General features: G+C 73.7%; 10 protein-coding genes. 3 read left to right on the top strand and 7 right to left on the bottom strand.

Annotation, left to right across the window (positions count from 1 at the left end):
• Positions 1–37: 37 nt before the first annotated feature.
• The 7 genes from PYS65_RS12845 to PYS65_RS12815 form a co-directional block, all read right to left on the bottom strand.
• Positions 38–877 (bottom strand): LLM class flavin-dependent oxidoreductase, encoded by an 840-nt coding sequence (locus PYS65_RS12845; protein WP_279334090.1) that lies wholly within the window; start codon positions 875–877, stop codon positions 38–40.
• 43 nt (positions 878–920) lie between these two features.
• Entirely contained in the window at positions 921–2,471 is a 1,551-nt protein-coding gene (locus PYS65_RS12840) for an aldehyde dehydrogenase family protein (protein ID WP_279334089.1), read from the bottom strand.
• Between the two features lie 65 nt (positions 2,472–2,536).
• The gene (locus tag PYS65_RS12835; protein ID WP_279334088.1) at positions 2,537–3,289 is read right to left on the bottom strand and encodes a 4'-phosphopantetheinyl transferase family protein; all 753 of its coding nucleotides are present in this window, start codon (positions 3,287–3,289) and stop codon (positions 2,537–2,539) included.
• Positions 3,286–4,494, bottom strand: a complete 1,209-nt coding sequence (locus tag PYS65_RS12830; RefSeq protein ID WP_279334087.1) for a cytochrome P450 — start codon at positions 4,492–4,494, stop codon at positions 3,286–3,288. Before PYS65_RS12830 ends, PYS65_RS12835 begins: the two co-directional genes overlap by 4 nt.
• Positions 4,491–5,930: a M78 family metallopeptidase domain-containing protein gene (locus PYS65_RS12825; protein WP_279334086.1), complete on the bottom strand. Its 1,440-nt coding sequence runs from the start codon at positions 5,928–5,930 to the stop codon at positions 4,491–4,493. The genes PYS65_RS12830 and PYS65_RS12825 overlap by 4 nt, the downstream gene beginning before the upstream one ends.
• A complete protein-coding gene (locus tag PYS65_RS12820) occupies positions 5,927–6,280 on the bottom strand; it encodes a hypothetical protein (protein WP_279334085.1) in 354 nt (117 codons plus the stop codon). The genes PYS65_RS12825 and PYS65_RS12820 overlap by 4 nt, the downstream gene beginning before the upstream one ends.
• Before the next feature lie 132 nt (positions 6,281–6,412).
• Entirely contained in the window at positions 6,413–7,753 is a 1,341-nt protein-coding gene (locus PYS65_RS12815; protein WP_279334084.1) for an alkaline phosphatase family protein, read from the bottom strand.
• Between the two features lie 628 nt (positions 7,754–8,381).
• Here PYS65_RS12815 and PYS65_RS12810 point away from each other — a divergent pair.
• From PYS65_RS12810 to PYS65_RS12800, 3 genes are read left to right on the top strand one after another with little or no spacing between them, the layout of a single operon-like run.
• Entirely contained in the window at positions 8,382–10,022 is a 1,641-nt protein-coding gene (locus PYS65_RS12810; protein ID WP_279334083.1) for a carbamoyltransferase family protein, read from the top strand.
• A gap of 17 nt (positions 10,023–10,039) precedes the next feature.
• A complete protein-coding gene (locus tag PYS65_RS12805) occupies positions 10,040–11,713 on the top strand; it encodes an FAD-dependent oxidoreductase (protein ID WP_279334082.1) in 1,674 nt (557 codons plus the stop codon).
• Positions 11,710–12,204 (top strand): adenylyl-sulfate kinase, encoded by a 495-nt coding sequence (locus tag PYS65_RS12800; protein ID WP_279334081.1) that lies wholly within the window; start codon positions 11,710–11,712, stop codon positions 12,202–12,204. Before PYS65_RS12805 ends, PYS65_RS12800 begins: the two co-directional genes overlap by 4 nt.
• The last annotated feature ends 196 nt before the right edge of the window (positions 12,205–12,400 follow it).

Raw genomic sequence — 12,400 nt, 5'->3', positions numbered from 1 at the left:
AGGGGCGGAAGAAGGGAAACGGCCAGGGGAAAAGCGCTCAGGGAATCAGGACGTCGGCCAGCCGGTCCACTTGGGACAGGTGGGCCGCCGTCGGGTGGAACACCACCTCGTCGAAGCCGGCGGCGGCGAGCGCCGTGACCTGCTCGCGCACCTGTTCCGGTGTACGGGGTGTCTTGGCCACGAAGGCGTCCGCCTCGTCCCCGAGGACGCCGAAGTACTCCCGTACGAAACCGGCGGCCTCGCGCGCCACCTCCTCGCCCAGCCAGAACCGGGACAGCGCGACCAGTCGCGGCCGGCCCTCCCGGCCCGCGGCCGCCCACGCCTCGCGCACCTGCTCGGCGGCGGGCGCGATCCGGTCGGGTGTCAGCCCCGGCGCGGTCCAGCCCTCCGCCCAGCGCACGGTGCGCCGTACCGCGGCGGCGCTGAGCCCTCCGATGAGCAAGGGCGGTACGGGGGCGGGAAGGCTGCCCGGGTCGTGGTGCTCCCGCAGCCGTGCCAGCTCCGCCAACTGCCGGTCGAAGGCCGCGCCCCGGGACCCGAAGTCGCGCCGCGCCGCCTCGAAGTCGTCCGCGCGCACCCCCGGGCCGAGCCCCAGCAGGAAGCGGCCGCCCGCGAGCGAGGACACCGTCGCCGCCTCCTTGGCGAGCACCGCCGCCGTGGTGAGGGGAGCCACCAGGATGTTGGTCGTCAGCGTGATCCGCGAGGTCACCGCGGCGGCCGCGGCCAGCACCGCCAGCGGCTCGTGCCCGGGGTAGCACAGGCGCTGGGTCGCGGCGACGGTGGAGAAGCCCCGGCTCTCGGCCCGGACGGCCCAGTCGATCTGGAGCCTCCCGGAGGCCCCGGGGACGGTGTTGGGGAACGCGATACCGATCTTCATGGGTGGACTCCGCGGCGGGGGAGAGGGGGCGTGGGCGGGGGCATCACAGCCCCAGCAGCCGGTAGGGGGGCACGGCGGGCGCCGCCGGCCCGTACGAGGCATCGGTGACGGACTGGCGGCGGCGGTAGCCGTCGAGTTCGTTGGTCAGCCGTTCCCAGACGGCATCGGCCGAGGTGCCGTCCTCGGGCGGGAGTTCGAGGTCGACCAGCCGGTAGTCGTTCACCCACACCTGCTCGGCGCGCAGGGCCTCGGCGACCGAGTGCGCGTGCCCCGGGTCGGCCGACCAGACGCCGGCGCTCAGCCCGTACCGCGTCCCGTTCGCGATGCGCACGGCCTCCGCGTCGTCGCCGGCCCTGATCACCGACAGGACGGGCCCGAAGATCTCCTCCTGGGCCACCGTGCTGTCGGGGGCGACCCCGCTCAGGACGGTCGGCAGGAAAAAGGCGCCCGGGTCCAGGCCCTCGGGCAGGTCGCCGGCGTCCGGGGGGCTGCCTCCGCACACCACTTCCGCCCCTTGCGACACACCGACCCGGACGAAGTGCTGGGCGGTGCGGGCCTGGTTGCGCGAGACCAGTGGGCCGAGATCCGTCTCCAGGCTCAGCGGGTCGCCCAGACGCAGCCGCCCGGCCAGCCCGCGCACCCGCTCCACGAAGTCCTCGTACACGTCCGTGTGGACCACCGCGCGTGAACCGGCCCTGCAGATCTGCCCGTTGTGCAGGAAGATGCTCCAGGCCGCCCCTGCGGCCGCCTGATCGAGGTCCGCGTCCCGGAGCACCACGTTCGGGGACTTGCCGCCCAGGTCCAGCCGGGGCGCGGCCCCCGTGCCCGAGACGCCGAGCCGGACGCTCTCGCCCACCGCGTCCGAGCCGGTGAAGGCCACCAGGTCCACGCCCGGAGCCCGCACCAGACTGTCCCCGGTCGTGCCACCGGGCCCGGTGACCACGTTCACCACGCCGGGCGGCAGCCCGCACTCGTGCAGCAGCCGGACCAGTTCGAGCGCGGTGACCGAGGTGAACGAAGCCGGTTTGACCACACAGGTGTTGCCCGCCGCGATGGCGGGCGCGATGCGCCACGCGGACAGCAGCAGCGGCAGGTTCCACGGGACGATCGCGGCCACCACGCCCAGCGGATGCCAGCGCAGATACCGCGCGTCCGCTCCGCCGCCGGCCCCGCTGTGTCCCTGGGCCAGCCGTTCGGGCAGCCGCTCGGCCCACCAGGCGCTCCAGGCGAAGGCCGCGCGGGCGCCGGGGACGTCCGCGCCCAGTGCCTTGCGCAGCGTCGTGCCGTTGTCGCGCACCTCCAGTTCGGCCAGGCGCCCGGACTCCTCGGTGAGGCGTTCGGCGACCCGTCGCAGCACCGCCGCCCGCTCCCGGGGCTCCATCCGGGGCCAGGGGCCCTCGTCGAACGCCCGGCGCGCGGCGGCCACCGCCTCGTGCACGTCACTCTCGCCGCAGCGTGGCACGTCGGCGAGGTGGCACCGGGTGGCCGGCTCGAACGACCGGAAGGTCGCGCCGTCGGACGCCTGCGCCGGCCGGCCGTCCACGTACCTCGGGAAGTGCTCGGCCATCGGGCCCTCCTGGTCCAGTTCGATCATGGTCGCCGGATCCGGCTCACGCTGCCCGCCCGCCGGGCGGCCGCCTTCGCGACGCGGCGGGCAGGTCACTCCCGAAGGGCACGACCGGCCGTCGGCCCCCGGTCGAGGAACTCGTCGACGGTCAGGGTGCGGACCTCGATCCGCCCCCGCGCCTCCTCCCCGGGCACGGCCACCGCCGCGAGGTAGGGCGCCGCCACCCCGGTCAGGTCCCGCACACGCCACGAGCGCCCGTCGCCGCCCAGGGTGGTGACGTCGCAGGGCCACTCCCGTGCCGTCGGGCACACGGGCGTGCGCAGCCCCTGGACGAGGCGCCCGCCCCACGCCTTGACGCTCGCCTCCTTGCGCACCCACAGCCGGAAGAACAGCTCCGGCGCCGTGCGTACGGGGCGGGCCGCCACCGCCGCCGCCTCCTCGGCCGGGAAGTACCGCCGCGCGATCTTCGCGGCGGCCACCGGCCGCACCCGCTCCACGTCCGCCCCCACCGCGCTGCCCCACGTCACCGCGAGCAGGGTCAGCCCCGCGGTGTGCGAGAGGCTGAAGGCCGGCCGGGCACCGGGCCCCTGCCCGAGCAGCTCGGGCTTGCCCTCACCGCGTACGGCGAAGCGCAGCGCGGTCGGGGCCACCCCGGTCAGCGCGCCCAGACAGCGCGCCAGCACGGCGTGGCTGAGGGCGAACTCGTCCCGGTCCGCGGCCGACCGCAGCCGGGCCATCCGCTCCCGGTCCTGGGCCGGCAGCAGCTCCCGGGCGTGGGCCGTCACCCGGGCCGTGGCCTCGGTGGACACGCACCACAGGAGCACGCGGGCGGGCGCCGCGGTCATGCCGGGGCGCGGAGCAGGACGGGCAGCTCGGTGACGCCGAGCGGCAGCAGCCGGGAGGTGTGCTCCACGTCCTCGGCCGGGACCGCGAGCCGGGCACCGGGGTACGCGGCGAGCAGCCGCCCGATGCCGGTGGCGAGCTGGACGGTGGCGAGGTCGGCCGCCGGGCACTGGTGCGGCCCGGCGCCGAAGGCGAGCGTCGGCGTCCGCGCACGGTCCACCAGGAGCTGATCGGGCCGCTCCACGAGACGCGGGTCGCGGCAGGCGGCCGAGACCAGGGGGAGCACCGGGCTGCCCGCCGGCACGGTGCGCCCGGACAGCTCCACGTCCCGCGTGGCCAGCCGCAGCAGGCCGTCGTTGCTCGACGGGTAGAACCGCAGCAACTCCACGACGGCGCCGGGCACCAGCTCGGGCTGTGCCACCAGCCGGTCCCGGAACCCGGGCGTGGTGAGCACCCCGTACAGGTGACGCGCCAGCAGGTCGCGGATGCCGATGTAGCCGGAGATGACGAGTCCGTGCAGCAGCGTGACCCGTTGGGCCTCGGTGAGCGCTCCGCCGCCCGCCTCCGGGTCGTCGTGGCCGAGCAGCACGGTGGCGACGTCGTCGCCCGGTTCCCGGTCGCGCTCCTTGAGCAGCGTGGTGAAGGCGTCCCCGAGCCGGTCCCGGCAGGCGGCGGCCTCCGGGCTCTCGGCGCCCCCGGACATCAGCAGCGTCTCGACGTCACCGGTGACGCGCTGCCACCGCGCTCCCTCGAAACCCAGCAGCTCGACGACGACGCGGCCGGCGAACGGCGCGGTGTAGGAGCTCACGAGGTCCACCGGGCCCGGCTCGTCGCCCAGCCCGGACAGCAGCTCCCCGGCGATCGCCTCGATGCGCGGGCGCCAGCGCGCCACCCGGCCGGGGCCGAACGCCGAGACGACCGGACTGCGCAGGACGGTGTGCTGCGGCGGGTCGAGGTCGACGATCCCGGTGCCCTGCCCCCGGCCGAAGCCCTTGCCGGGCAGGACCGCCGCCGCGTACCGGCTGAAGACCGGGTCGGTCAGTACGGTCCGTACGTCGCTGTCCCGGGTGACGAGATACAGCTCGCCCCCGTCGGCCAGGCGTACCCGGGAGACGGGGTCCTCGGCGAGCAGCCGGCCGTACTGGGGCGGGACGGTGCCGCCCGGGCCCGCGGGATAGGGGAAGACGTCGCCCGCTGCCGCGCTCACCGGCCCGCCCCTCGCGGGTAGGCGGTGAGCTTGCGCACGGACGGTGCCACCGGCTCGAACGGGAAGTCCTGGGCCAGCACCCGGTTGTCGAGCTGGTGCTCCACCACGATGGTGCCGGCGCCGTAGTCCTCGGCGATCTGCTCCACGTCCTCGGCGGTCACCAGGCCGGTCGGCCGGCCCAGCAGGGTGGCGATGCCCTGGGCGGGGGCCAGGATCTCCAGCGCGAAGCCGCGGGCCAGGTGCTGGCGGTGCGTGTGCGAGGCCACGATGAGGAAGTCCTCGTCGTTGTCGAAGAGGAAGTGGCACAGGGCGCGGGCCTGGAGGAAGCGCCGGGGCCGCTCGGTGTAGCGACGGCTGGAGACCAGGACCGGGCCGGCCGCCGCGTTCCGGCTGCCGTACGCCACGAGCCCGCGGTCGACGTAGGGCACCGGCTCCGTGTAGTACGTGAGCAGGGTGTCGGGGTCGAAGCGCTCGGTGTCCGCCACTTTGGCCCAGGCGCGGACCCGGTGGGCCAGTTCGTAGCCCAGCTGCCAGGGGTTCTCCAGGCGGTCCGGGTCGTAGAACAGCTCACGCACGTCCGCGCAGATGTCCCGCAGTTCCGCGATCGCCGAGTCGGCGGGACGGCCGGGCGGCGGGTCGCCGGCGACCCGCCGGGCCCGCTCGATCCACTGGAGCTGGTCGGTGATCCGGTCCGGGTGGACGGAGTTGAAGAAGTCGAGGCCCATCACCTCGGGCAGCTCCCCGCGGGCCCGTGCGATGGCCTGTGCGTAGGGGGCGGACTCCGTGTACGGATCGAGTCCGAGGCGGGCGGCGCAGCGGCAGAACTCCGCCTCCTCCTCGCCGGTGGCCCGGATCGCGGCCCACTCCTGCTGCAGCGGGGTGCCGCTGACCTCACGTTCGACCAGCCGGGCGACGACGGCGTCGACGAAGCCGTGCAGCGTCTCGGCGAGGGACGCGCTGCCGACGACGGCGTTGCCCCGGCCCAGGAAGCGGGTGCCCTCGCGCGGGTCCGGGCCGCCGTCGGGCATCCACACGATCCGGGTCTGGTGGCCCTCGGGCACGAACAGCACGTCGGGCCAGCGGAAGCCGTCGCAGGCGGCGCGCAGGATGTGCCGCCGGGAACGCGACCACCAGGAGCCGCGGGAGTCGCCGACGCCGTTGCGGTAGGCGAAGCGCAGCTGCGAGATCTGTGTCCCGGGACGCGCGTCGGCCAGCAGCGACCACCAGTTGAAGGCGATCCACTCGGCGAGCGGGTACAGCGAGCCCACCGTGTACGGCCTGATGGTGCCGGCCCGCGGGTCCTCCACCGTCGTCAGTGGCGGAAGGTCACCGATGGACATCTCCAGGTCGGCCCAGGTGGCGCCGAGTTCGCCCTCGGTCCCGGCGGGCGGCGGCTGCCATTTCCAGCTGAGGGTCAGGTCGGGAAGTGTGCTCACGCGATGCCCTCCGGCCATTCGCTCGGGTGCAGGGTGTAGCCGGTGTACTCGCCGGGCGCCCGCCCGGTCAGCCGGAACTCGTGGACCACGTCGCCGTCCCGGTGCCACGCGTACCGGGGAAAGCCGTGGGCCCAGGGGTGCCCGATCCGTCCCTCCGCCAGCGCGGCGCGCAGCAGCTCGGCGGGAGCCTGCTCCTGCGGCCCCTCCCAGGAGAGCGCGTCCGGGGTGGCGGGCCGCCACTCGGTGAACCGCGCCGTGTCGGCCAGCTCCCGCCGGTTCGTCCCCGCGCCCGGCTCGGCCACGGACCTGCGCTGTTCACGCCGTCGTTCTGGCGCTCGTACCTCGGGCACGTCAGACCTCCACAGAATGTGAGAGTGCGGAAACGGAAGGGAAGGCGGGGCGGGCGCGGCGACGAAGGTGACGGCCGGCGCAGTCGCGGTGGCGGGGGGAGACAGGGCGCGAACGGTGACGGAAGGGCGTGGTCAGGCGGGTGTCCCGAGCGCGCGGCCCGGCCAGCCCTCGGGGGTGGCACGTCCGTGCAGCCGGCTCAGGGTGACCGGAATGTCGACCGGCGAGGCCACGGCCGCGTCGGCGTGGCCGGCGGCGAAGCCGGGGCCGAGGCCGGCCCAGAACGACTCGCGGCGGTGCCAGCCGCTCTGCCAGGTCCGGTGCACATGGGTGGCCCAGCGGGGGTCGCCCAGCGGGAGGTAGCGCCAGTCCGCCGGCTCCATGATCAGGTCGGGGGCACCGGCCGTGGCGGTGCCCGGGTACACCTCCTCGCGGGTGTGCACCGCGGCGAAGAAGGGGAGCCCGGTCCGGGGGTTGAGGGTCTCCATGAGCGCCGTGACGACCTCGGCGCGCACCCGCTCGTAGTCCTGCTTGCGGACCGTGCCGTGCTTGTAGCGGCCGCGGACGTTGATGTTCATCCCGTGCGTGCCCTGCACCGCCTCGAAGGCCGTCGTGCGCGCCCAGTCGATGCCCCCGTCCGGGGTCTTGGCCAGCAGACCGGCCCGTTCGAGGTCGTCGTTGATGGAGCAGTAGTCGCGCAGCGGCCCGAATCCGATCTCGGAGAAGGCCAGCACGTCCGTGTGGTCGTCGGCCAGCGCGAGGGCGTCCTGGATGACCTGGTCGTTCGTGCGGTACGCGGCGAACACCGCGCTCTCCTGCTCGTGTTCGGGCCCGTGCTCCAGTTCCTGCCAGTAGATGTGCGAGGTGCGGTCGATGCTGGTGAGGTTGACGATCACCACGTTCGACTCGGGGAGCAGCGCGAGGGCCGCCTTGCCCCGCTGACGGTCCGCCTCCAGCAGGTGTGGCAGCAGCTGTTCGCGGGGCTGGCCGGTCCAGAAGATCGAGACGTCGTGGACCGGGCGGATGCCCTCCTTGGCCAGCCGGCGCTGAAGGTCGCGCGGGTGGCAGGCGTGCAGGGTCGCACGCATCGGATAGCTGATCACCGCCCCGTCCATCGGCTCGACGGGATGGGTGCCGAACAGGCCGATGGAGGCGAAGCGCAGACCCGCGAAGGACTCCTGCTGCCACAGCAGCGGATGCCGGCGGTCGGCGGAACCGAGCACCTGCGGCGCGTACTCGGGATCGTGGCAGGTCCAGTAGGAGAAGTAGCCGTGGTCGGCGGCCCGTTGACCGGTGAGGACGCTCAACAGGCCCGGGGGTTCGTAGGGGGTTCCCTCGGCGGAGACCGCTCCGTGGGAACCCTCGGCACGGAGCCGGGCGTATCCGGGCAGGAGACCGGCGGCACACCAGCGATCCAGCAGTGCGGGTGCCGCGCCCTCCGTGATGATGACGATCGTACGTTGCTGCTTTGTCACCCAGCACTCCCTCGTCCGGCGGTCCAGGGGATACAGGCATGCCATGTACGGGATGTCGGTGGTGCGTTGTGTTCCGGGCGGCGCGGCAGAGGAGGTCCGCGGGACGCGGGGACCCCGCCGATAGCACGGTGTGACCGTACATGCTCCGGATTTATCCTGCTTGCCTCTGGATGATGATGACCGAAAGCAGTGGGGAGGACACGGGCCGAACGGAGCTTGAACGGGAGGGGCGGCGCGGCGCACCACCTCCGGTTCCGGTGGCCGCGCCGGTGTCCGGGCCGGAGCGCGACGGACGGGGGCCTCGGCCGGGCGGTGACGGCATTTCGGACAACCGCCCGTGGAGGGGTGCCCCCGTTCTTGACAGTGCGCGACGCCGGTTGATTAGAGTTGCGCACCGCTCCGGCTTCCTGAACTCCTTCTTCTCAGAGATCCGTTACGACGTCTGTCGCTTCTCAGAGCGCTTCTCGCACCCGTTCCGTTTCAGCTCGTCCGCTGACGAGCGAGGCACACGTGCCACGCGGGGCGGGGTCCGCCGCTGCTTGTTCTTCCATCACCGGGCCAGGGCTCTGGCAGGTCTCGGTCGATGTCCCCCGATGGAATCGATGTCCCCCAAGGGAAAGGACGCGATATGTCCGTGCTGGGCCTCGGCGGATCAGGTCACGACTGGGCGGCGTGCGCCACCGACGGCGAGCGTCTCGTCGCGGTCGACGAGGAACGCCTGATGCGCAGCAAGTACGGTCTGGGCGCCGACCTGCTGGCCGGCGTCAGCCGCCGGGCGTGCCTGGAACAGATGGACACCACCGCGGCCGATGTGGAGCACGTGGTCGCCTGCGAACTGGTGCCGCGCCCCTTCTACCACTCCTTCCGCCGCCGGGTGCGGGTGATCAACCACCATCTCGCCCATGCCTACAGCGCGTTCGGCGCCTCGGGCATGACCCGCGCCGCCGTGCTGGTGTGCGACAACTCCGGCAGTCTGACCACCGGGGACAAGACCGGAGCCGGTGCCCGCGAGGCCGAGACCATCAGTTCGTACGTGGCCGACGAGGACGGTATCCGGCTGGTCGACCGCGTCAGCGGCACCCACCTCGTGGACGCGGGCTCGGAGAGCGCTTACTACCAGCCCGGCGAGACCGACAACTCGCTCGGCCACTTCTACCGCACCGCGAGCATCGCCATCGGCCTCGCCTACACGGGTCCCAAGACCCGGTTCCCGGTCAGCGAGGACGGCAAGACGATGGGGCTCGCCCCCTACGGCGACGAGCGTTTCGTCGACGAACTGTCGGAACTGGTCACGCTGTTGCCCGAGGGCAGGGTCAGCATCTCGGCGAGCAAGACCACGCACGTCCTCTCCCGGCTCGCCGAGGGCGCCGACTTCGACACGAAGGCGGCGATCGCCCGGGCGGCCCAGGAGGTGCTGGAACACGCCCTGGTGCACTGCGCCCGGGCCCTGTACGAGCGGACCGGTCTGACCGACCTGTGCCTGGCCGGGGGAGTGGCCCTCAACAGCGTCGCCAACGGCCGCATCCTCAAGGAGACTCCCTTCGAGCGGATCTTCGTGGTCCCCGCCGCCGGCGACAACGGCATCAGCCTCGGCTGCGCCTACTACGGGCTGCACGAACTCGAAGGCGTGCCCATGGACCGCCTGCCGGCCTTGCGCGACGCCTATCTGGGCCCCGAGTACCCGCGCGCCCGGGCCCAGCGGGCCGTCGCCGACTCCGGGCTGCCCGCCCGCACCCCCGAGGACCTGCCCGGGACGGTCGCCGGGCTGCTGGCGGACGGCAAGATCGTGGGCTGGTGGGACGGCCGCAGCGAGTTCGGGCCCCGGGCGCTGGGCCACCGCAGCATCTTCGCCGCCCCCTTCCCGGCCTCCGTGCGCGACCACCTCAACGATCACGTCAAGTTCCGCGAGTGGTTCCGCCCGTACGCCCCCGTCATCCGCGCCGAGCGCAGCGCGGAGTTCTTCGACCTCGGCCAGCCCTCCCCGTACATGCTCATCGTCACGAAGGTGACCCGGCCCGACGCCATCCCCTCCGCCACCCACGTGGACGGCACGGCCCGGCACCAGACGCTGGAGGAGCACCAGAATCCTTCCGTCCACCGCCTGTTGGGCGAGTTCGAGCGGCTCACCGGCTGTCCGGTGATCCTCAACACCTCCTTCAACGTGGCCGGCCAGCCCATCGTCGAGACCCCCGAAGAGGCGGTCGAGGCCTTCGCGTCCATGAACCTGGACCACCTCGTGGTCGGCGACCAACTGGTGAGCAAGGGCTGAGCGGAGAGGCCGCCTCCATGTCCGTACTGGTCGTCGGCGGCGGACCGGCGGGGCTGTCGGCCGCTCTGTTCCTGGCCCGCGCCGGCGTCCCGGTCGTCCTCCTCGACCGCAGGGCCGGCACGTCCACCCTGCCCCGCGCCACGCACGTCACCCGGCGCACTGCCGAACTGCTGCGCGAGGCCGGACTGCAGGACGCGGTCGCCGAGGCCGGTTTCGAGGTCGTCACGGGCCACGACCCGCGCGTCGACACCGAGCCCGAGCGCGTGCTGCCCCGCACGGTGGTCGCCGTCCGCTCGCTCAGCGAGCTGGACGGCGCCCAGGTGCTGGAGACCGGCGCGGAGGAACTCGCGATCCCCGGCCCCTGCCCGCCCTACTGGTGCGGTCAGGACCGCATGGAGCCGCTGCTGCGCGAGGCCGCCGTACGGGAGGGCGCGGACGTGCGCTTCGGTCACGAACTCACCGGCCTGACGGTCCGTGAGGACGAGGTGCTGGCCCGGGTGCGCCGCCCGGACGGGGGGACGGACACGCTCGGTGCCCGCTACCTGATCGCCGCCGATGGGGCACACGGCACGATCGCGGACCGGGTCGGCATCGCCGACACGGGGCTGGGCACGGTCGCCTCCCGCACCAGCATCTTCTTCCGGGCGGACCTCAGCCGCCTGGTCAAGGGCCGCCGGTTCTTCATGAGCATGATCGAGAATCCGGAGTTCACCGGGGCGGTCATGCAGCTCAACGGCGCACACACCTGGGCGGCCGCCGTGGAGAGCCGGGCCGTCGGCGAGGGCCCCCCGGACCCGGGTCGGTGCCTGAGCCTGGTGCGCGCCGCGATCGGCGACCCGGGGGTGGCCGCGGACCTCACCGGGACCCTGCGCTGGCAGGCCCGGCACAAGATCGCCGAATGCTACCGTCGCGGCCCCGTCTTCCTCGTCGGGGACTCCGCCCACCTGCACCCCCCGGCCGGCGGCTACGGCTCCAACATGGGGATGCAGGACGCCCACAACCTGGCCTGGAAGATCGCGGCCGTGCTGCGCGGCTGGGCCGCCCCCGGCCTCCTGGACACCTACGACACCGAACGGCGACCGGTCGGCTTCGCCACCGCCCAGCAGACCCTCCTCCTCGACGGGGTGCCCTCCGAACGGCTCGACGGCGCGGTCCCCTGCGACCCCCGCCTCATCATCATGGGCTACCGCTACCACTCGACGGCCGTGCCCGGCTCCGAAGCGGCACCCGACGGAGCCTTCCCGCCCGAGTTCGACCTGTCGGGAGCCCCCGGCACCCGGCTGCCGCACCTGCCGGTACGGCTCGCGCACGACCCGGGGGCGGAGCCGGTCTCCACCCTCGACCTGTGCGGGCCGACCCCGGACGGTTCCCACCTCACCCTGCTCGCCACCGACGACCGGTGGGGGTGCACGGCCGCCGGGGTCGCGGGCGAACTCGGCGTCCCGGTGACCGCCCACACCGTCCTGACCGACCCCGCCTCGCCCGCCGACTTCGCGCGGTCCTGCGGTACGGGGCCCGGTGGCGCCCTGCTGGTGCGGCCCGACGGTTTCGTGGCCTGGCGCGCCGAGTCGGCCGAGCCTCCGCACGACGCCCTGCGCCACCAGCGGCTGGCGTCGGTGGTACGCGCCATCGTCTCCCCGCTCCCGGACGGCGCCGAATCCCCACCACTGACCCTTCGGAGTGGTCCATGACATCCCACCGCCCCTTCTGCACCTGCTGGCCCGGCGCCACCCTGTGGCTCACCGGAGCACCGGGCGCGGGCAAGACGACCGTCATGACGGGGCTCGCCCGCCGTCTGGAGGCGGCCGGTCGGCGCGTGCACGTCCTGGACGGGGACGAGCAGCACACCCTGTTCGGCACGGACCCCGCACCCGGCCGCGTGCGGCGCGCCGCCGATGTCCAGCGGGTCGGCCTGGTCGCCGAGGTGCTGGCCCGCAACGGCGTCCTCGCCCTGGTGGCGGTGACCGCCGCCGACGCGACGCAGACGGACGCCGTCCGCCGTCGCCACACCCGGTCGGCCACCACCTGCCTGGAGGTGCACGTCGCCACCGGATCCGACCGGGCGGACGACCCGTACGCGGCGCCCGCCCGGTGCGACCTCACCCTTCCGGCGTACCGGCAGAGCGCCGAGGAGTCGGTGACGGAACTGATGAACCTGCTCAAGCGGCGCGAACTCGCGTGAGGGGAAACGTCCTTCTCGCGGACAAGCGCGCGAACGGATGCGCGGGCGGGGCCACCGACACGTCCGTGGCGACGCCGGCGCACCCGGACCGGCGCCGGTCGTCGTGGCTCGTTCCGGCCTGTGGGCCCCTACGGCTTCAGTACTGTCGCGCCGACACGCGGTACTTGTTGTACCCCTGTTTGTATCACCGGAGCGG

The organism is Streptomyces cathayae (genome assembly GCF_029760955.1).
Lineage (GTDB): Bacteria > Actinomycetota > Actinomycetes > Streptomycetales > Streptomycetaceae > Streptomyces > Streptomyces cathayae.
This window is presented reverse-complemented; position numbering and strand designations above follow the sequence as displayed.

What these genes read in the sequence shown, in the direction of transcription:
- PYS65_RS12810 (WP_279334083.1), top strand. Translation starts at nt 8,382, where the DNA reads ATGTCCGTGCTGGGCCTCGGCGGATCAGGTCACGACTGGGCGGCGTGC.
- PYS65_RS12840 (WP_279334089.1), bottom strand. Translation starts at nt 2,471, where the DNA reads ATGATCGAACTGGACCAGGAGGGCCCGATGGCCGAGCACTTCCCGAGG.
- PYS65_RS12800 (WP_279334081.1), top strand. Translation starts at nt 11,710, where the DNA reads ATGACATCCCACCGCCCCTTCTGCACCTGCTGGCCCGGCGCCACCCTG.
- PYS65_RS12805 (WP_279334082.1), top strand. Translation starts at nt 10,040, where the DNA reads ATGTCCGTACTGGTCGTCGGCGGCGGACCGGCGGGGCTGTCGGCCGCT.
- PYS65_RS12835 (WP_279334088.1), bottom strand. Translation starts at nt 3,289, where the DNA reads ATGACCGCGGCGCCCGCCCGCGTGCTCCTGTGGTGCGTGTCCACCGAG.
- PYS65_RS12845 (WP_279334090.1), bottom strand. Translation starts at nt 877, where the DNA reads ATGAAGATCGGTATCGCGTTCCCCAACACCGTCCCCGGGGCCTCCGGG.